General features: G+C 38.4%; 14 protein-coding genes and 1 tRNA gene. 4 read left to right on the top strand and 11 right to left on the bottom strand.

Features of this window, described 5'->3' with window-relative positions; translation table 11 throughout:
* Positions 1 to 55: 55 nt before the first annotated feature.
* Complete coding sequence (locus JW841_04830) at positions 56 to 736, bottom strand: hypothetical protein (protein MBN1960249.1); 681 nt, start codon at positions 734 to 736, stop codon at positions 56 to 58.
* Positions 737 to 929: 193 nt separating this feature from the next.
* Between JW841_04830 and rmuC the strand changes: the two genes are divergently transcribed.
* A complete protein-coding gene (gene rmuC, locus JW841_04825; GenBank protein MBN1960248.1) occupies positions 930 to 2,222 on the top strand; it encodes a DNA recombination protein RmuC in 1,293 nt (430 codons plus the stop codon).
* Positions 2,223 to 2,238: 16 nt separating this feature from the next.
* Here the strand turns inward: rmuC and JW841_04820 are convergent, their stop codons facing one another.
* Positions 2,239 to 3,189, bottom strand: coding sequence for a hypothetical protein (locus tag JW841_04820; protein ID MBN1960247.1), 951 nt, complete (start codon positions 3,187 to 3,189; stop codon positions 2,239 to 2,241).
* A 171-nt stretch (positions 3,190 to 3,360) separates the two neighbouring features.
* Here JW841_04820 and JW841_04815 point away from each other — a divergent pair, with 171 nt between their 5' ends.
* The gene (locus JW841_04815) at positions 3,361 to 4,014 is read left to right on the top strand and encodes a DUF4332 domain-containing protein (protein MBN1960246.1); all 654 of its coding nucleotides are present in this window, start codon (positions 3,361 to 3,363) and stop codon (positions 4,012 to 4,014) included.
* A gap of 88 nt (positions 4,015 to 4,102) precedes the next feature.
* Here the strand turns inward: JW841_04815 and JW841_04810 are convergent, their stop codons facing one another.
* The 3 genes from JW841_04810 to JW841_04800 form a co-directional block, all read right to left on the bottom strand.
* Complete coding sequence (locus JW841_04810) at positions 4,103 to 5,182, bottom strand: discoidin domain-containing protein (protein ID MBN1960245.1); 1,080 nt, start codon at positions 5,180 to 5,182, stop codon at positions 4,103 to 4,105.
* 31 nt (positions 5,183 to 5,213) lie between these two features.
* Positions 5,214 to 5,849, bottom strand: a complete 636-nt coding sequence (locus JW841_04805) for a macro domain-containing protein (protein MBN1960244.1) — start codon at positions 5,847 to 5,849, stop codon at positions 5,214 to 5,216.
* 14 nt (positions 5,850 to 5,863) lie between these two features.
* Positions 5,864 to 5,939, bottom strand: a tRNA-Gly gene (locus JW841_04800).
* A 221-nt stretch (positions 5,940 to 6,160) separates the two neighbouring features.
* Between JW841_04800 and JW841_04795 the strand changes: the two genes are divergently transcribed.
* A complete protein-coding gene (locus JW841_04795; protein MBN1960243.1) occupies positions 6,161 to 8,239 on the top strand; it encodes a carboxy terminal-processing peptidase in 2,079 nt (692 codons plus the stop codon).
* Here JW841_04795 and JW841_04790 read toward each other — a convergent pair.
* From JW841_04790 to JW841_04765, 6 genes are all read right to left on the bottom strand, one after another.
* Positions 8,231 to 12,469: an A-macroglobulin complement component gene (locus tag JW841_04790; protein MBN1960242.1), complete on the bottom strand. Its 4,239-nt coding sequence runs from the start codon at positions 12,467 to 12,469 to the stop codon at positions 8,231 to 8,233. The genes JW841_04795 and JW841_04790 overlap by 9 nt on opposite strands.
* 172 nt (positions 12,470 to 12,641) lie before the next feature.
* Positions 12,642 to 14,189 (bottom strand): hypothetical protein, encoded by a 1,548-nt coding sequence (locus JW841_04785; protein MBN1960241.1) that lies wholly within the window; start codon positions 14,187 to 14,189, stop codon positions 12,642 to 12,644.
* 90 nt (positions 14,190 to 14,279) lie between these two features.
* Positions 14,280 to 15,470, bottom strand: a complete 1,191-nt coding sequence (locus JW841_04780) for a flotillin family protein (GenBank protein ID MBN1960240.1) — start codon at positions 15,468 to 15,470, stop codon at positions 14,280 to 14,282.
* Between the two features lie 89 nt (positions 15,471 to 15,559).
* Positions 15,560 to 16,864, bottom strand: coding sequence for a flotillin family protein (locus JW841_04775; GenBank protein MBN1960239.1), 1,305 nt, complete (start codon positions 16,862 to 16,864; stop codon positions 15,560 to 15,562).
* On the bottom strand, positions 16,861 to 17,595 hold the full coding sequence (locus JW841_04770; GenBank protein MBN1960238.1) for a hypothetical protein: 735 nt from the start codon (positions 17,593 to 17,595) through the stop codon (positions 16,861 to 16,863). Before JW841_04770 ends, JW841_04775 begins: the two co-directional genes overlap by 4 nt.
* Before the next feature lie 187 nt (positions 17,596 to 17,782).
* Entirely contained in the window at positions 17,783 to 19,966 is a 2,184-nt protein-coding gene (locus JW841_04765) for an anthranilate synthase component I (protein MBN1960237.1), read from the bottom strand.
* A gap of 282 nt (positions 19,967 to 20,248) precedes the next feature.
* Between JW841_04765 and JW841_04760 the strand changes: the two genes are divergently transcribed.
* The gene (locus JW841_04760; protein MBN1960236.1) at positions 20,249 to 21,739 is read left to right on the top strand and encodes a hypothetical protein; all 1,491 of its coding nucleotides are present in this window, start codon (positions 20,249 to 20,251) and stop codon (positions 21,737 to 21,739) included.
* Positions 21,740 to 21,941 lie beyond the last annotated feature (202 nt).

Genomic DNA, 21,941 nt, shown 5'->3' with positions numbered 1-21,941 from the left:
ATCTCTTGCGTGTTATAGCGACTTACTTTTTTATGGCGCAGTATATAAATTGCCATTACTTATGTATATTGCGTTGTCGAACAGTTAATTGAAATAATTCTTGCCGTAAATTCTCTAATTCAGCACCATATTTAAGCGCCATATTAACTGCAGCGTCGCCATATTTTTTGCGGGTTTCTGCACCATTACGCAAGTTTTTAAGGCCATCTGATAGTTTCATCATTTCAGGCTTTGCTTCGTTGCGTACATCTTCAGGCATTTTATCAAGATGGGCTTGTACCTCTTCTTCTAGCTTTTTAATAGCAGCATCCCCACCACCTTGGCGCCATGCCATTCTGCTAGTGAATAAAGAATCATATAGCTTGTCGAGTAAATTCCAGGTGTCTTTATCGACTTTAGCACCTTCACGAATTTTTTTTACTTTTTCATTATATAAAAGTCGGCGCTCATTTTGTTGTTTAGCTGCTAGGGCTGCCACTTCTTTGTTAGTTTTGGCTAAATTTCGTGTTTGTTCAATATTATTTAACATTTCGTTGGTATAGTTTTTAGTTAGACTAAGAATTTTTTGCTGGGCTAAAGCATATCGTTTAAAGATATCTTCACTAATTGCCGCTTGGCCTGTTATGTTAACCATTATCGATTTAGGTTGTGGTGTTGTCGTAGCTGAATTTGATTTGGTTTCAGACTTGCTACAGGCGCCTAAAAGCAATGCTACCACAATAAGCCAACGTTGCATTGTTAAATTCTCCTTCAAGTCAATTTTAAAAGCCATATTAACTCTAGCATACTAGCCAATGCCATATTCTTTTTTATAAATTTTACGAGATTTTATTTAACCCCTTGACCTAGTAGGTAAGACAGGTCTTGTTGTAGGTTAATTTTACTTATACGGGTTGTACAAAATGAACCTTTATGAATTTACCGTTCTTATCGCAACATTATTTATTGGTATAGCTCTCGGCGCGCTACTAATGTGGCGACGCCTTTTACAATTACGCAATGAACAACAACAGCTTTTAGTGGCCGAAACTGAACGTCGTGCTGCAGCAGAAGCTAGCATTGAAAATGAACGTCGTGCTACTAATGAAAAACTTGCCCTGCTTGAAAATACTCGCCAGCAACTCACTGAGGCTTTTAAAGCATTAGCATCTGATGCTCTTAGTGCAAATTCGCGTTCTTTTATAGAATTGGCACAAACTTCTTTAGGACAATACCAAAATGCTGCTAAAGGCGATCTTGAAAAACGCCAGCTAGCAATTACCGAACTGCTTAAACCGTTGCGCGAATCATTAAGCAAAGTTGATTTGCGCATCAACGAAATCGAACGTAGTCGCGAGCATGCTTATGGCGCCCTGCTTACCGAGTTGCGGAGCATGGCTGAAGCACAACAACTTGTGCGCACTGAAGCTGCGAATTTGGTTAAAGCTCTGCGCGCCCCACAAGTAAGAGGCCGTTGGGGCGAGATGCAACTACGTCGTGTGGTTGAACTGGCTGGTATGGTTAGTTATTGCGATTTTACCGAACAAGAAAGCGTCGACACTGATAATGGCCGCTTGCGACCTGATTTAATGATTCATTTGCCCGGCAACAAAAGCATTGTCGTCGATGCTAAAACCCCACTTGCGGCTTATCTTGAGGCTGCAAGTAGTACTGATGATAATGAACGGGCGGCACAACTTGCAGATCATGCGCGGCAATTACGTCAACATATTTTAAACTTATCTCGCAAAACTTATTGGGAGCAGTTTCAAAAAACCCCTGAATTTGTAGTGATGTTTTTACCAGGCGAAATGTTTTTTTCGGCCGCGCTTGAGCAAGACCCCACGCTTATTGAAATCGGCGCACAAAAAAATGTTGTCTTAGCTACCCCAACAACTCTGATCGCTTTGCTTAAAGCTATAGCCTATGGTTGGCGCCAAGAAGCCGTTGCCGAAAATAGTATAAAAATTGGCCAACTAGGACGCGAGCTTTACAAACGCATAACTGATTTAGGTAATCATTTTGTGCGGTTAGGTAAATCACTTAATGCTTCGGTTGAAGCATATAACAATGCTGTCGGCACCCTAGAAACCCGAATATTAGTTTCAGCAAGACGTTTTAAAGATTTTGAAGCAACTAGCCCTAATGACCTAATTGAACCACCGCCAATGATCGAAAAAACCACCAGACAACTAATGGCGCCAGAGCTAGTAATTAATAAGAGCGATCCAAACGCATCTTAAAGATTTTATAAATATTTCATCGACTACCAGCATTATAAAATTGCTTTAGACTTTTTATTACTTCTGGTGAACATTGCTCTGCGATTTGTTTTAGCTTATAAAGTTCTAATAAACCACATCCAGATATTTGTTTGCTATCACTATACCAATAACTTGCGGATATAATTTGTTTAAGCACGTTATCTTTATTTAGTTTTAAACATTTAATCAATTCACCACTAAAATTTGGTGCGTAATATGTACTTATTGCAGTTAATAAAATGAAAATATGTTCAGCTACAATGCTTTTTGCTGTAGCTTCAAGATTAACTATACTCACTCCATCTTTATAAGGCATATAAATACAATTTAATATAATCTCATGATTAAAATAACTCAGCGGAGCTTCGCGCCAATTTGGTATGATTTTTTCTAATTCTATAACTTGCTTAGGTTTTTCATAATCAACCACCAAGGTTCTCAATTTTTTATTTTGTTTGGTAATATCACATAAATTATTAGCGCTTTGCTGATTGTCTAATTTTGTCAACGCTGGTGCTCGCGCTAAGGCATATATATTACCTTCATCATCAAAAAAGTGATCGATAATCTCAACTTGCTGCAATGCTGCCGTCGTTATAGTCTTTATAGTTGTAGAATCTTTTGTTTTGCTAATAGTAACCTTAGAATTAATAAGTTTGGCAATCTCAGCTCGTGCACGGTTATCAGCAGCAGTTCGCGCTAAGGCTAAATTTTTAATACCTGATACTACTCCAACCCCTAAAAATATTGGTACATTATCGCTGCTATGACATACTTGCGAACTCATCTGCGTCCAAGCAGGTACTTGCTTCTCTTTAATTTTAAATCTTTTGGTATTGCCAAATAATTTCACTAGTAGTGGCATATGCTTTATAGATTCGGCTTTTTTGGCAAAAACTGGAGCCGCTGACAACAATACTACTAAATATGCAATTATAAACGGCATTTTAACCTCGCGTATTTAGGTGTTATTAATCATTTACCCTTTGACGAGTTAGTATGGACTTTACTTCAAAAATTATTTAGTCATTTCTTCATAATTACAACTGCGCTGCAATATTGTTTTAACTCTTGTTTGATGATGGGGTTAATTATCTACAAAAGGAGTTTATCAATAATGAGCTATTATATTGATGATCATAAAATGAGTCTTAATGATTTAGCGACTAGACTTAAAGCTGCTGATTTAATTCCAAGCCAACTATCACTGCTTGACGGCATTAGTGACAAGTTTGCAAGTTTACAAAAGAGCGATATTAAAACAGTAGAGCAATTACGCACACAACTACAGCGCTCACCATCATTAGCAAAACTTGCAAGTGAAAGTGGGATAAATCCTGCTTACTTAAATTTATTACGCCGTGCAGTTGAAGGATTTTTTCCCAAACCACATCCTTTAAAAACTTTTGATTGGATGAATAAAAAAGAATTGGCCAAACTCGAAAATGCCAAAATCAAAAACAGCAAACAACTTTACGAAGCTGCGTTATCTGGATTAGCTGCGCTCACGAAACAAACTGGTTTAACAACTGCAGAACTCAAACAATGGTTAGCTCTTGCTGATTTAGTGCGGCTGCAGTGGGTAAGCCCGACTTTTGCGCGTGTACTTGTCGCTGCTGGTTATGACAGTGTTAAAAAGATTGCAAAAGCAAATCCTGAAACTCTTGCGGCAAATGTTAGCACCGCTAATAAAGAAGCAAAATTTTACAAAAGCACAGTAGGTTTGCGAGATTTTAAAAGGCTAGTAATAATAGCATCTTATTTAGCTTAGTATTTATAATATATTCCATTGTAAAGCGGCGCCTTTTTTATAAAGGCTTTTGTGGATTAAAAATATCAACGTTGATGTCAAACGGCTATTACAGCTCGGGCAGGTAATCATCACAGGCTGGGGTACCATCATTATGTTTGAGTTCGATCATACGCGTCACCGCACCCGTGGTATTTAAACAGACTACCGGATAAAGGCTCAGCCATTCACCATCTCCCTTGTGCACCGACTCATATCCGATCAAGCAGTCGTCTCCACGTGAGTGGGTAAAGGTAACCGCCTGTTGAATGAAAGAGCTATAAGTAGCACGAAGGAATACTTCCGCGGGTTTTATTGAAGCATCGAATTTAGCGGTTAAACGCGGTTCTTGTTTGGCGGTTGCTATAATTTTCAGCGCTGTTTCACCTATCATGGCGGTCTTATAAAATTCATCGAAGTAGATGATTTTTTGTCTTAAGTCTTCTATTTGAGGATTGCTCGCCAACTTAATGGCATTATAACGCTGATCGCGCAGCAGGCGCATGAAGTCTATGGCATTGGCAGATACGCGATGTGATCCGGTTGCTTGCCAGCTAGGTAGTAACGACAGCTCGCTTATGGCCAAATCTTCATATTTGGTACCAAAAACCACCTCTTCTATTGCCACAACGAATTGTTTAGCAGTGATCGGTCGCGCTAAAATGATTATGCGATCGTAGGCATTCACCTTACCGTTTGTAAGCTGACAATGAAGGTCGCCTGATTTAGTTACACTCATCTCACTACGATAGGGGATGCTGAAGGTCCCTAGACGGTCGTTGTCGCTGTCTAAGGTTATCTTTGCAGGTGAGCAGTTGGCACGCAACAATGCGGAGTTTTTAGTGTAGCCGGGTAATAATGTTATGCCTTCGATCACTAATGGCTGTTCAAGCTTGAATAAAATCCACTGGTGTTTTCCGGCCCCCTTGGCGCCTTCTACCCAAGCAGTTTCCGGTTTACCATCGAATAAATTAGCTAGCGCGTATTGGCCGGGGCTTTTAGGGCCTTGCAGGGTCGAGGATGACTGTACCTTAAGTGGTACGCCGAAATAGTTGGCTTGATACTCGGTTGGCGAGGTCGCAACTACGGCAGTGGTGGCAATCAAGGTAATGCTGCCCAGCAGCGTAACCGGGAGATATGCTCTAATCATAGCACAAACATAAAATTATTAGTTGCTTAAGTCAATGATGGGCTAACGTCACCTTTTGAGATGCAGCTAGTAAATTTTCTGTGACTTTAGGTATTAGAGTAGGCTGTTTAGAAATGATCTCTAACATAATTGTGTATTCATGTGGTTGATAGCCATAAAAGGTTACTTCACCTATTTTGCTTTGGGTATTGCTATTAAGATGTGCTTTTAGGGTTTCACAGGCAATTTCAGTAGGAAAACGTACACCTAATTGTCCAGTGCTAGCGCCGAGTGCAACCATAGCCACAGTAATTTTGTCAGCTTGTAGTTGTTCTAATGTCTGCCATAAGTTTTGACAACAAAGCTTAATGGTTTGCACAGTAGGAAATGGATCAACATTGAATCCTTGGCGATAATCCATAACCGCAACATGGGCAACGAACTGAGCTTTGGGATGCTTACCAGCATCAGTTATTAGTATATCTCCCGGCTGCATTGGGCCGACAAATTTTTTAGTTAGCGCATTTGTAATAGTAGTTTGAAGCTCTTTGCCACAGGTGCGACTAATAGCTGCAGATACACCTGCGCCCAGTATGCCATTAGTGTTCGAGGCATTAACTAGCACCAGTGAGTCACCTTGAGTTAAATCACCTTGCTGAACTTTAATTATACATTTGTGCAGTGTCATATGAAATTTTTTTTTGGAGCGGGCGACGAGGCTCGAACTCGCGACCCTCAGCTTGGGAAGCTGACGCTCTACCAACTGAGCTACGCCCGCGTTTGTTTTTGTTAAATAACCTTGTAACTTGTTTGGCGTCAAGTTGCTTGTACGCCGCTCAACTGCCAAAACCGCTAATTTTGATACAAAAGCTAATAATTTCGTAAAGTTAAGATAAATTTGCGTAAATATTGGCAATTTAGAATAATTTTAATTAGTAACTTTGTTTAATTGGTAATGCTAGGTAAATATAGTACTAGTCGTATTACAGGAGATAATCGATGTTCTTAGCTAGGTTATTTGGGGTCGTGCTTGCATCCACTATTGTTTTAATTTCCCAACCTGTATTTGCACGATCTCAACCAGCTGTCACATCTGTACCGGCTGGTGTCCAATGCCGCGATTTACCGTCGCTTTTTCGCGTATTTATGCGCCAACATTATTCGGTCAAACAAATAGACGAAACCCTTATGCAGCATACCTCAAAACGTTTCATTGAAATCATTGACCCTTCAAAAAATATGCTGCTTGCTCCTGACCTTGAGCAATTGCAACACGATTTACCAAAAACGTTCACTGAAGCCCAGCATGGCAACTGTCAGCGCATAACTGATGTTTGGAAACTAATTATGCAACGTTCAGTTGATGACCAAAAAATAGTCACCAAAACACTAACGCCTAATTTTAAAATTGATGATAGCACTCAACTAATTCTCGAACCTGAAAAACGTCAATATGCTCAAAATATTAATGAACGCGAAAAATTAGTTCGCAATACCATTCATTTTCAAATGTCAAATTACTTAGCTGCTGGTCTTAGCATGCAAGAGGCCAAGCGCCAATTAATTCATCGCTATGAATTAATTGGTAAGCGCCTTGCCGAACGTCAAAGCAAAGGTGAAATTACTGGTCTTTGGGCCGAGGCTTTTGCACAAGCACTTGATCCTCACTCGGCATATATGAGTCCTGACCAACTGACTGATTTTGAAATCGCCCTCAAACTTTCACTCGAAGGTATTGGTGCGGTGCTCACTAGCAATGATGGCTTTACTATCATTCAATCTTTAGTCCCTGGGGGTCAAGCCGAAAAATCAGGACAACTGCGCCCCAAAGATAAAATTATTGCTGTTGCTCAAGAAAATGAAACACCAGTACCCACCATTGATATGGATTTAAGTGACGTTGTTAAAATGATTCGCGGTAAAAAAGGCACCCGCGTTACTTTAACTATTCTTCGTGAGAGTAAAACCACAAAAACATTAAATGTAACTATTGTTCGTGATAAAATTGATGTTTCTTCGCAAGCCGCGAAAATAACCTACGAAACACGAAAAGTTGAAAATCACGAACTTAAAATTGGCATAATTGAATTACCCTCTTTCTACGGTGGCCAAAAAGGTGGTCGTTCATCTTATGAAGATATGAAAAATCTATTAGAGCAAGCACACGAGCATAAGGCTGATGGTATTGTTTTAGATTTATCTCGTAACGGCGGTGGGTTATTAGAAGATGCAGTTCGTATATCTGGGCTCTTTATAAAACGTGGCGCTATTGTTGGCACTAAAAATGCTGATGGTCAATTTGAAGTTCTTGAAGATACTAATCCCGAAGTTGAATGGGATGGCCCATTAGCTATAATCGTTAGCCGCGCTAGCGCTTCAGCTTCAGAAATTGTTGCTGGTGCGTTACACGATTATCAACGTGCTTTAATTATTGGTAGCGATACAACTTTTGGCAAAGGTACAGTGCAAATGATTGTACCTATGCCAGTTAGTATTGGCGCACTGCGTGTTACTACCGGCATGTTTTTCTTGCCCGGTGGCAATTCTACTCAAATGACTGGAGTGCCATCTGATATTATAATACCTTCCGTATTTGATGGTTTTAATATGGGCGAAGATAAACTTGAGTACGCGCTAGCTGCTCAAAAAGTTCAGCCCTTCTTTTCAAAAGAAGCAAATAGCAGTACTGAAAAAAATAATTGGCAATTTAATTATAGCAATGCCCTTTCGCTGCTAATCGAAAAATCAAAAACGCGTATCGCCCATAATCCCGACTTTGCCAAAATACAGCAGCAAATTGAAGATCTTGCTAAAAATCAAGGCGTTGTGCTTTTAGGTGATTTGCGTAAACGAGCCGCTAAAGAAAAAGACAAAACGCCTGCTAATACCCGCGATGTTGGTGATAAAAAACATAAAAAGAAATTGAAACACAAAAACAAAAAGCTAAAAGACCAACGTCATGATAATGAGAAAAATAATTCGCCTGAAGATGACGAGCAAATAGAATCATTGCAAAAAGCAGTGGTTGCTGAAGGGGTAAATATTTTAGCAGATGCTATTATTGCCAGCTTAAGGTAGCTCGGCTGCAACTATCTCAACGTCTATACCTGCTACCCAGTGCTTATATTCATCTGTGTAATATTCATACACTCTACTAGCGGGGGCCGTATATTTGCCGGGAATAGCTGCAACACAACTAATAGGTAATGAACGTACCTCTTTGGCTTTTAATTGACGCCAATACAATACTACCTCTCTACCTAACACTTCGTATGCATCTATTTTTTTACTTTTAACTAATTCTTTTAATTGATCATGTCTAACTTCAAGTCCGCCAGGTATACCGATAATCGCAACTGGTGTTGGCACTGCGGCATTAGTAATATTAGCTACATCTACTCGGATTTCTGTAACTTTGCCTTCGACAATCTTGCTATTTGCTAGTTTGGTTTTAAGGCTAAGCTTAGTATGTGCAGATGAAGCTGGTTGCAGTGTATTATATTTAATTGATATCGAATAAGGCATACGCGCACCATGATGCATACGCAGACTTAATTGATGATTACCTTCGCTTAAATACTCAATCAATGACGGCATTAATATTGCGCCTTGGCTTTCTTTTGTAAATGCTACCTGATTACCAATAGGTTTGTCGTCAAGTAACAACTGTAATGTACCAGCTGCTTTTGGACTAGCATAAGCTTCATCATAAGCAATAATAGCTTTAAGTGCTAATACCGTTGCTTGGGTTGAGCTAAAACGTCCACCTTCACACATAGAGGTTAAAAATTTAATTGCCTTTTCAACATTTGCTGCATACGCAGGTTCATGCAACCAAGCTAAAACTGCGAGCGAGGTTGTTTCAATAGCTAAGGCCTCGCCACCTGATCGGGTAATAGTAGTTACAGCGCCACTTACAGCACCACTATTATCTTGTTTATCGGCAAGCTTAGCCATAAATGATTTTGCTTTTGTACTATTACCAGATAGCCAGGCGATATTGGCACCTAGCGCTGTGATATACGAATCTTTAGTAGTTTTTGCGGTATTAAGTACTACAGCAACTTCTTTATTAAGCCCTTTCTCTTTGGCTGATAACAATGCCCAAACAATATAAGCATTAGTAGTATCTGTAGGAGCTCCACCAAAACTATCAAGCGCTTGACTATTTCGTTGAAAACCTCCCTTACCATCGCGTCGTGCTAATAGCCAAGTTCTGGTGCGGTTTAACATTTGCTCATCTACTAAAGATAATTTTGCCTTAATCATATCATGAAATTGCATAATACCATAAGCGGTCAATGCCTCATGCCCTGGAGCTGCACCACCGAACCATTCATAACCTTTATCTTTACACTCAAAACTGGTTAAGCGTTGATAGCTACGCTTTAAAAGCGCATTTGCATTTTGCACTATATTGGAGTCGACATTTGCATGACTAGTGAAATATTGCTGCGCCATTGTTAATGGATAAGATGTTGAGCTAGTTTGCTCAAAACAACCATAAGGTTCTTGCATTAAACGCGTTAATGCTTGAGTTAAATTGCCTAATGGGGCTGGATATATTGCAACTTCGGCAATTAAACTACCTGGTACTATATGATGAGGAATATTTAAATCGATAGTTTCAGTAACATCAGCGTCAATTAAACCACCGCGCGCAACGGTAACCGGAAAACCTTTTGGCATGACTTCAAGAGTTCGGGTAATTTTATCAACATAATTACCTGCAGCAGCATTAACAACAAGTTCGTCTTTGCCAACATAGTTGCCAGTAGCTAAAACAACTAGCGCACGTTTTCGTACATTTGCCTGCAGCTTGAAGTTGATGTTGTTGTTTATTACAGCAATTCCTCTTGCGGCCCTAACTGCAAATTCGTTTATGGTTAATTCTTGCACAGTACCATTAGCTAATACAACTGGTAGTGACACTACATCACCAGAAGTAAGTTGTAATGGCACTTTAGGTTCAACATAAAATGGCTGGCGTGATTGTATACTTTCTGTAGCAATACCTAAGCTACCTTTATCATTGTATGCATCTGCCATTACTTTAAATGAGGTTACTGCATCACTTAAACCAAAACTGCAATGCGCCTTGCCATTACGGTCAGTTTGTATTCCAGCATGCCAATATAATGTTTCAGTAAAGTCGATACGGTCATTTGCTTGTCGATTTGATCGCACTTGATGCGCATATTCGCGCACATATATTATCTGTGACTGCTCAGCTACCATTTCATCTGCCATGACTATGGGCATTTTTTCTTTCATAGCCAAAGCTTCATCTTTTTTCTGCTCTACTTCACGCTTATCAACTTCAGCAATTTGTAGTTTTTTATCATTTGCAGGTTGCTCGGCTGCTGGCTTCTTAAGAGCATCAGCTATTTTTGGTTTTGGAGCTTGTGCCTCAGGTGGAGGCGCCATTGCTGGAACTGGTGGTGGTGCAAATCCAGCAATTTTATTAACTGCTTCTTTATGAGCAAACTTCATATTAGCTCGGCGATGATGACCATTTTTTCGCGGACGATATTTTACCCGTTCGGTTAATATTGTAATCGGTTGTGTCTGTTGGGCTAATACTCGTCGTGCTGCATCCCCATATGTATTTATAAATTCTTGTATGTCCTTCAAGGCAAAGCGACGCCATCCTTGGGTTGCAAGTAAAAGATCTACTGCCAGACGCGTTTTAATAGTATCGCTACTTAAATAAATCTGTGCATCCGCTAACTCGCGAACTTCTGGTTCAAGCAATACCATAACCGGCAAACGTGGTGCTTGTTCACGTTTTTCGATCATTTCAAGCACGCTATCATCAGTAACCGTAATACCTACCATAGCACTTACAGGATTACCTTTTTCATCCTTGGTAGTAATTTCTAAATTAGCTACGCCACCAGGAACATAACTATGCTGATCCGGTTTAATCGATACTTGTAGCTTGTGAGCAAGTTCGCGATAAATTAAACGCTCTGCTATGGGCTCGCCTTTAGGTCCCCATAATGTTGCAATCAAAACGCCATCAGCTTCTTTAGGTAATGGTATAGTAACGTTAGTGAGTTTTTTGTTTTTAAGATCCACAATAGTTGAAGCAAATTCAATCTCGCGCTTATTAATAGTGATTGTGTAATTGCCCCTTTGTGTTGCAGCAATTTTTAGATGCACAGGTTTGCCGCGATTAATGACATCATCGGTGGCGGTTATGGTGCCGCCTTCTTTTTTTGTTGCCGGCAGCGCAAATAGCTTTTTAATCCCAGTTGGTGCCAAAATTTTTAAAAAATATTTTTGATTATCAATCGGTGTAAAAGTAACTCGTCCACGGCCTTCATGCTCAGTCTTAAGCACTGCAATTTCTTTATCATTTGCATCAACTACCACAGCTTCAATATCTGCTGGTTTTTGCGCTGGCGTTTTTGCCTCAATATAAAGCCGCGAAGGTATACCGACTATAAAATCACCACCTTCGGGATACATAGAAATATCTAAGGTCTGCAATAAAATAGGAATAGTCTTAGTAGCAGTTTCAACTACTCCACCATCTTCAACGCTCATAGCTAAAGTGCCTTCACCACGCTCTATTTTTTTAGGTAGAGCGAAATGAGTACTGGCGTTACCTATGGCGTCAACACTACTATGCCCAACGTATACTTCTTTATCATCTACGCGTGCACTTACCTTTACTTTTGCATTTTTAGGTATACCACCCTCAGCTCGTTCAACATGAAGTGTGGCAAATACTTTGTCACCAGGGCCATAACCATCACGTTTAAATTTTATTTGTGTCTTTAGCCGAGGCGCTCTAAAGGTGCGAATATCAAATTTTCGTTCTGCCGGAGCTAATCCCAAAGTTGATATATTCACAATTGCTTTATATTCACCACCTGCTATTTCATCTGGTACCGGCCAAGTAAAACCTGCTGCACCCAGAGTAAAAGCTGAATAGCCTTGGGCAACAATATTACCTTTGGGCCCTTTAATTTGAATTTCACTCTGTACATTATATTGCAAAGGCTTATGTGTACGCGCTTCTAAAATTACACCACGTACATAGACCTGTTCGCCGATACGGTAAATTGGTTTGTCAGTACTAATATGAATTAAATAACGCTCTGCGCCACCAAATTGCTGATTTTGATTGTATTGCGGTAGCTCACTCCAGCCCGAGTCTTTTTCTGCGGCTACAGTTATTTGGCCGCTTATCATCATTATTGCAAAAGTGGCAAAAATAATTGTCGCTGCTCTAACTAAACGCTTTTGTTGGCTATTTTGGTTAGAAAATGAATTTTTATAAATATGTGTAGTTGGCATGCTCTGCCCTCCATGCCTTATAAGTCGTTTTTCCTTACAAAAATGGGAACTTCAATACGGCAATTTTTTTTAGAATTTTAACAGAAAAAATAATTAAATAAGCGAATCTATTTTTAATAAACGATTTCAAACAATTATAACATAAATAGTTTTATTTGCGCTGCATATTTGCCTAATTATTTATCGATAAGGGGATATCAACTTTGATTGGGGCTCCTTTAAATTTAGGAAATGTCCAAATGTTTATATTTCGTATAATGCAACTTTTAGCAGTAGAAGATAAAGAATTTGCTGATTTTAAATAAACTCGTTGTGTTTCACCATTAGGATAAATCAAAATCACTGCTGAACTTGAACGTAATGCTCGTTTATCTTTTATTTGGTTAACACATCCCTGTAATTTGGGAATATTGGTTTTTATTACTGACCATATTTGTTGCCTTGATAAGGTGGTAGGTTTTTCGCTATTTTCAATCAATCTTTTCCTTAATGCGCGACGTTGCATAGCAAGATTTAAACTATTATTTAAAGAGTTTTCGTTATTATCAATTTTTTTAGTTCCCTCATCTGTTGGTTGATGTTCTTGACCGCCAATTAAACCTGACAGACTATTATTATCTCTTGCAGAGGAAACTGCTTCTGGCTCTGGTTCTGGTTCTGGTTCTGGTTCTGGAGAAGGCTCAGGACCTTGCACTTGATCTATTGCAGGCGATTTCTCATTTGTTGTTAAAGCATTTGCGGTATCCGTACCTGAATTCTCATCTGTTTTGTTTATTTCAGTGAGTTCATTTGTAGGTAATGGACGTAAAATCAGCTTGTTAATATGCTCATTGGCACTTTCAGCCATATTGTATAAAAGTATTCCACTACATAATATGAAAAAATTTAATTTATACAAACGATAAGACATTAAACGACGACCATTAGCTAAAGCAAGCATAACGATGGCTGAAATACAAAAATACACCGCAAATGGTACCCATAAGCCCTGAAATATTTGACAACCATTTTCGCTTATATTTAATATATTTATTAATAGGTTATGCAAAGTTTCTGTAGGCAACAAATCTTCAGGTGGTACAAGCTCGAATATAAATGTACCAAACCACTGACCGATAAAAGATAAAACTATTAAAAAAACTGCCGTAAATATTAAGCGAATAAACCGGCCCCCAGATTTTTTTGATTTAGACTTAGTAGTAAATGTAGATTTCGTTAAATTATCTTTACTAATTTTAGGTGCTTCATGCTTTCGCTTCGCTTTATTATGAATTTCGCTAGGTATAGATAGTGGTTGGTCAATATCTATTGCGCTGTTACTAATATCGATTTTCTCAATATTCCATGCATCGCTATTAGTTGCTGAATGAACTATAGGTTTACCATATAAAACATGATGTAGTTGCTCAATATCAGCTTGTGCTATTCGCTTAAAATTAACCTCACCAGTTTGCGATGATAATTGCAACTCAATACCAAGAAAACCCTCAACAAATTTTACTAATACATTATCTAAATTATATTGCTGCACTTCGGGGTCATCAGTGGTCACTGGTTCGGTAATAAATAATATTCGATGATAGCTAGTAAGTAATAGCAGCCCAGCTTTACCTAATAGGGCACCAATTTCGCTTTCACCTTCGCAGCTAAAAACAATCTGCTCACTATCAGTAAGCACTTTCTGTGCTGCATTATTAATTTTTTCGCGTTCTATGAGCAAGATGCACCCTCATTTAAAAATTTGTTACTTTAAAACTACATTATACAAATCATAAGCGAAAAAAAATAATGTGATATTTTTAAATACTTTTTAAACGTTGCTTGGCCTTATTTCAGTGGCTTTCTTATTACTACCAATATTGCTAAGCATACTAGTAAGATCGATGCCTAATGCAGCTTTAAGTTTTTCATTTAATCCAACAGCACTCATGGCCAAATCGCCGTTGGTCTGACTTTGTAATAAAGTAAGCTGATTAATATCAAGCGATTGAATAGTATCAAGCATGGTGCGCATAATCGGTTCTATTTTATTGATAAGAAATACGTCACGGGCATTATCGCCAGCTTTTTGCCAAGAGGCTACTGCTTCTTCTAATGCGGTTACCGATGCCTTACCTTGTTCTAAAATTGGTGCGGCTTCAGCTTTAGCCTGTTCTATCATACGATTGCGTTCAGCAATAGCGGGCTGAATCATATCAGCCTCAAGTTGTTGACGTACTTGTTCGATACGTGCAACTTGCATGGTTAGTTGTGCATCAGCTTTAGCAATCAATGCTTCAACCTGTGATCGCTGTTCAGCAACCATAGCTTCTTTTTTAGTAGTAGCATCAAGAATACGTTTTTCAGTATCAGCACCAACCATTTGCATTTGTGCATTAATTTTGGCTAGTGCGGTTTCCTTTTGATTGGCTGCATCTTTTTCAACTGCATCTGCTCGTGCTACTGCTTCAGCGATAAGCGAGCGTTTTTGCAGCTCGGCAGATTGTCGACGACCAATTGAATCTAAGTAACCAACCATGTCAGTGATATTTTGGATTTTCAAGTTATCGAGATCTATACCCAAACGATTTAAATCAACGATAGCTTCTTCTTGTAAACTTTTAGCAAATGAAATTTTATCTTCATTTACTTGCTCAGGAGTTAATTGCGCCAATACACCACGTAAATTGCCTTCAAGAGTTTCGCGAGCAATTGCTGCAATTTCCTCACGGCCTTTGCCTAAAAAACGTTCAATAGCATTTGCTAGCGCCATACCTTCACCAGCTATTTTTATATTTGCCACCGCATCAACATGTAGCGGGATGCCACCTTTTGAGTAAGCACCTTCAACTGTAACTTCGATGGGCAGGTTGGTTAAATCCATGCGATCTACCGTCTCAAGCATGGGAATACGTAAACCTAAGCCACCTTTAATAATACGATAGCCAACTACTCTTCCTTCAACACGACGACGCGGCCCCGAAAAAATTAAGACTTCATTGGGCTGACAGATATAAATCATTTTTTTCAGCACTAATATGCCAAAAATGAAAGTGGCAATTAAAATGACAATAATGACTGCAAGGTATTCCATGGGTCACCTATATAAAATTAAATCGTTTTTTTTGAAGAAGTTGCAAGTTTGTTAGTGCCAGCTAAAGATTTCGTGCCCTTTAATATTGCAGGTATATCAACCCCGGTTGCTAATTGCACTTGTGCTAATACCGCATTTACTGCAGCCGGAAAAGCTGAAATATAACTTGCTAATGCCAAACCTTTACCATCATCAAGTAAGTTAACTGCTTTTATATTAGTATTTTTGACCGCCTGAACCACCATCCCCAATAATTCTTCGACACGCTGGATAAGATAAATATCTTTTGCGTCACTACCAGCTTTACGCCAAGCTTCACTTACCATCGATAAAACATCAGCATTTACTTTACCGGTTTCAGTAATAACTGCAGCGCGACCTTGTGCTAACATTTGCTCAACACGACATTTGGCTTCTGCCGGAATAGTAACATCGGCTTTTAAGCGTGCTTCTTCTACTTTAGTTCGTACTTGTTGTAATTTTGCCTCTGCACTGGCACGCGCGCCTTCGGCTGCTGCTGTAGCTCGTTCTTCTTCAGAATTTGCACGTGCTTCTTGTTCAGCAATATAACGCCTTAGTTCATTTTGTTTTTGTGCAATCAATGCCTGGGCATTAGCTTCAGCAACTTTAGCACGACCTTGACTTTCAGCTTGTACCATAGCTGCTTCACGCTTGGCATTAGACTCTGCAATTTCTGCCATCTTTTTAATATTTGCTATTTGTTCACGGCCGATATTATCAAGATAGTTAGTGTCATCAGTTACTGTCTGTATTTTTAATGTATCTAGCTGTAATCCTAGTTTTTCTAAATCTTCATCCACTTCTTCGGCTAAGTGTTTAGAAAATTTTAAACGGTCTTGGTTAACCTCTTCAGGGGTAAGGGTGGCGATAACATTTCGCAAGTTACCTTCAAGTGTCTCACGAGCTACGCGCATAATTTCGCTGCGATCACGGCCAAGAAATCGCTCAATCGCATTGCCCATAACTGCAGGATTTGAATCAACTTTTACGTGAGCAATCGCGGTTAAATTTAATGGTATTGCACCTTTTGAATATGCATTTTTAGTATGAACTGAAATCGGCATAATCGTCATATCCATACGATCAACACGCTCAATAATGGGTAGTTTAAAGGCTCTGCCACCATTTACGATACGAAAGCCGACAACACCTTGATCAGGTAGATGATATTTTCGTCCAGATAAAATTAGCACCTCATTAGGGCGACAAATATACATAAAACTTTTTATCATTAATATGATAATGAAAATGGTTACTAAAACGCCAATCGCAATAAGAAAGGCCGCTTTTAAATCTGTCATTGCTTAACTCCCATGTTAGTTTCTGGATCTGGTAATTTATTATAATTTTTGTCTTCAACTTTTTTCTGCCTCAGAGCGGTTACTCTGGCAATATCATTTTTTATATCAAGAATTAAAACTTGTTCACCAATATTTATATTTTTTTCATCTTGCGTAATTGCGCGCAAATCTTTGACATAGCCTTTGCTGGCAATACGAATTTTTCCTTCAGAAGTAGACTCTATCGGCAATAGCACACGTGCGACACCACCTTGAATGTCACGTGTTGATACCGAGCTATCCACTTGTGCTCGTTTTAAGGTGCGATAAAGCCATGCCACACCTGTACCGCTAATAACTCCTAATACTATTGAGGTTAATAAAGTAACTGGACTAGATGCTAGCTTTAGCCAAGTTAAAGCGACACCGGCTAAACCAAAAGTTGCAGCAAAAAAGGTCCAAAAACGTAAAGATAAAAAGGGTAGCCATATACCAACTTCATGCATGTTGGTATTTAGTTGTTGTTCAGTGGTTAATTCGACTTCATTACTAATAGTTGTATTTGTCTCTAATAAAGCTTTGTTATCGATTTCAAGATTTAAACTATGAGCAACGTCGTGATCTAAATCATGGTCAACATCATGATCCAAATCATGATCAACATCGGTGTCATGGCTATGGCTACCAAATAATACGGATGTAGCAATTAGCACACCGCCAACTAAAAAACATGTTAGATATAAAGTGAGCACTAGCTATTGCTCCCACCAACTGTTGGTTGTTTATTTATGTTTTTTAAATCTAAAAATTAGTTACGCTACAATCGCAGCTAATTTGCGCAATTAAAAGAAGAAAAACACTGATCGCTTACTTTTTTTAATAGGCTTAATAATTTTACTGATTCTTCTTAACTAGCCAATATAATTAAGCAAATTATCACTATGCAGACCAACACTGTACTAAATTATGCAATAACAAGCGTCCGATATCTCCTTGCATCGTCATTATTGATTCTGGATGAAATTGCACTGCAGCAATTTTTTCTGTTTCATGTTCTATTGCCATTATTACTTCATCTTCACTTATAGCTGTTATGATTAATTCTCCTGGTAATTCATCACGCTTAACAAATAGAGAATGATAGCGGCCAGCGGTAAATTCACTTGGTAACCCAGAAAATAACTCACCACCAAGCACTTTAATGCTTGTAGACTTTCCATGCTTTGGTTCAGGCAATACAGAAAGCGTACCGCCAAAATACTCAACAATACCTTGCAGTCCTAAGCACACGCCAAAAATAGGTATCTTACGTTCTCGCAAAAGTGATATAGTGCGCGACACTAAAAAATCACTAGGCGATCCTGGTCCAGGCGATAACACCGCTAAATGTGGCTGATATTCATCTAAATACTTAGCCGAAAAACCGCTACGTAATGTTTTTACTTCTACTTCACAATCACGTAGGTAGCTACCAAGGGTATGCACAAAAGAATCTTGATGATCTATTAATAATATTCGACTTGTGAGCGAATTATTTATGTTAATCTTTTTCGAGTAAGTATTGTTGCTTAAAATTTCATTCTTTTTGTGCGATACTTCCTTAATCTCACTTTTAGAGATTTGCAATACACCTAATAAAGCAGATGCTTTTAAGCGCGTTTCTTGCTCTTCGGCCTCAGGATCAGATCCATAAAGTAAAGTTGCTCCTGCACGTACTTCGGCAATGCCATTTATAATACGCATTGTACGTATAGTAAGACCGGTATTGCAATTGCCATTAAAATTTAAAGTACCTAACGCACCACCATACCAGGCGCGTGGTGATTTTTCATGATCTTCGATAAATTGCATAGCCCAACTTTTTGGCGCTCCCGTAACAGTCACTGCCCAGGTATGAGCTAAAAACGCGTCTAAAGCATCAAAACCTTCTTTTAAAAATCCTTCGATGTGATCAACCGTATGGATCAAGCGTGAATACATTTCAATGTGGCGTCTACCTAGTACTCGTACCGTGCCTGGTTTACACACGCGTGACTTATCATTGCGATCAACATCAGTGCACATAGTTAATTCAGACTCGTCTTTAGTTGAATTTAATAGTTGTAATATTTGTTGTGCATCAGCAAAAGCATCAGCACCACGCGCAATAGTGCCCGCAATAGGGCAAGTCTCAACCCTTTCACCATCAACCCGTACATACATCTCTGGTGATGCACTAATAATATATTCGCCTTCACCAAGATTTAACAACGCTCCAAATGGACTGGGATTAGCTTTACGCAAATCATTAAAAATTATTGACGGCGACTCTTTATAAACCGAAAAAAATGTTTGACTTGGTACGACCTCAAATAAATCACCACACTTAAAAGATTTTAATGCTTCGCGTACAATTTCAGCATATTCGCCCTGTGCATGATCACAATCATCTTTAAGTTCAACCGCTGCTCTAGAAGGCTTTCGTATACCGAAACGATCAAATTCATGAGTACGATGACCTGCAAAAATAAAATCATAACTATATTGTTTTGCTATTTCACGTTGATGATCAACAACAACAATTTGATCAGGTAAATATAATACTAAGTCTCTTTGATTTTGCGGACGAGACAAATGTAATTTTATCGGTTCAAATTGAAAGGCAAGATCATAACCAAAAGCACCATATAAACCAAGATATGCATCTATATCGCTGGCAAATACTTTTATAATAGCGCGCAACACGGTAAATATTGATGGTCGTTTACTTCGTTCTTCCTCAAATATTTCATTATAGTTAGGTACTACTTTACCAGTTATAAAATTATAATCAGTTGATACATTTTTACAACATTCTATTGTTTGTAATACTGGGATTAACGCTCGTAGTAAGACTACACCTCTTTGATTTAACGCACGTATATCAAAGTCATACTCTTTAGCGGTAATGCATAATGGTGGATTAATAAAACCAATATCCCACCGGGTATAGCGCCCAGGATATTCATATCCTGAAGTCAAAACTACACCCAGATGCTCATCAAGAGCATCAATTATAGGGTTTATTGCGCTACCACATGCAAGCTCAATTTCATGGCGATGAATAACAACATCACCATTGGTCACATACTTGAGACACTTCATAGCAAAAGCTCCAGTTTAGCTTTTGGCCACAGGTCATAAGCAGCATCGGTATTTTACGGGGAAACAACCAAAGCCACCTACGACAAGTGGCCTCGGCTTTTTTAGGTTATTGCAATTCAACCAAACGGGGCCACCTAACTTAGGCAGCGCCACCAACGATATACAAGAATGGGTTGTTTGCAAATCATCAAGTAATACTATAGCAAATAGAATTTAATTTTTACAAGTATAAATAAATATTTTTCTTGACGAGTAGTGTAAAACATTGTTTTTACAAGATTTATGAATATTCGCCGTCATACCACTGCCATAATTATACTTTGCCTATGTGGAATATGCGCCTTTTGGATAATTGCTAATGCTCGCTATACTGCATCACATGATGGCGATAGCTTAGTCCCGATTTTATCTAGCCTATATTATTGGACCTTTTTTTATTGGCAACAAAACCGTTTTGGCATGTTAATACCTTTGCTAACTAAACCAATATCTGACCCCTGGTTAAATCTGCAAATACAAAACTGGCTCAATGTATTTTGTGCTTGTACAATCTTTTTTCTTGCCGCTAAAGTTATTGGCGCAAAATCATATTTATCTGCAGGCTTATTAAGCCTTACTGTTTTTTTGGCTACCACTCATGACCATTTTCAGTTTTCTGCATTTAGCACTCAACAACCCTACCCTGTATCACTAGCTCTTATATTCGCTGCAATTGCATTATGGGACATACAAAAAAAGAAGTGGCAAATACTATCATTTTGTTTAAGCTTGCTTGGAGCTTGGGTAAATACATCTGCACCGATAATAGCTCTGCTAATAATTATATTTCGATATCGGTCGCCATTTGTTCATGAGGATAATCCAACTTCATCACGCTTAGTTAAGTTTTTTCATAATTTTAACATTGTTGCTGATATCAGATTAATAATAGTGCTAACTATCTCATTGTTTGCTGGTTATCTGGCAGTACGTGTCTCTCCCTGGAACAATACACGGCTTAGCTCCGTTTCGCTTACTTTATGGCCGAATGCAATCGTTCAATTAAGTCGTAATCTAATTAATGAATATGGTCCGCATACTATTATAGTTGGTTTTGTTATTTTATTAATACTTTTAAGTCTTATTACTTTGGCAACTACTAATCTAAAATATCGACATGTACTACATATAACTTTATCGTTATTTATTACTGCACTTGTTTTTTATCTCTTTATCAGCTCATTGCGTTGGCTGAAATCTAATATGTATGCATCCCGTTATGCTATACCAAGTGTAATATTAATTTTAGTTGCTTCTGCTATTCAAATTACCGATACCTTTTTGCTTTGGTTTAATTCTAACAAAAATAAAATTTTCACCATTATTTTTACCATAGGCTTATTGTTTTGCTTAGCTTATAGATTTGGCCCACCTTCAATGTCTACCGCTCGAACTCAATTTGATAATACCTTTGGAAAAAATTCGGCAAATATAATTAATGTTGGTTGTACCCATTTGATAGGAAATTACTATGAAGTTTGGCCAGCAGTATTACATAGCAATATGCTACGCTATGAGCATAGTAATAATTCACGAATTTGGGGCATAACTGCTCGATCTGTAGTTAACGAGTCTCTTTGGCGTAATACTCCATTCAAAGATTGGACCATCTGTCAACTTGGTGATGATTCAGAACGTGAAAAATATATTAATGCCTATCATCTACCAAAAATGCGAGAAGTTAAACGTGTTGAAAATCTTATATTGTTAGCCTGGGATGATGACATTCAATAATAGACACTCTTTTCGAATAAACTCACTTAAAATTCCCAATTCTTAAGTTCTGTAAATCTTCATTTTTATTTGATGACCGACTGTTTATCTTTTAGTAAGGCAAATTTAAACTTACGTATTTAAAGAACATATTATAGGGGACGGAATTTGCATAACATTTTTGGATTCTTGGCTTTCACGGTAATGATGTTATTACTACTAT

Source organism: Deltaproteobacteria bacterium, assembly GCA_016931625.1.
In the GTDB taxonomy this organism is placed as follows: Bacteria; Myxococcota; XYA12-FULL-58-9; order XYA12-FULL-58-9; family JAFGEK01; genus JAFGEK01.
This window is presented reverse-complemented; position numbering and strand designations above follow the sequence as displayed.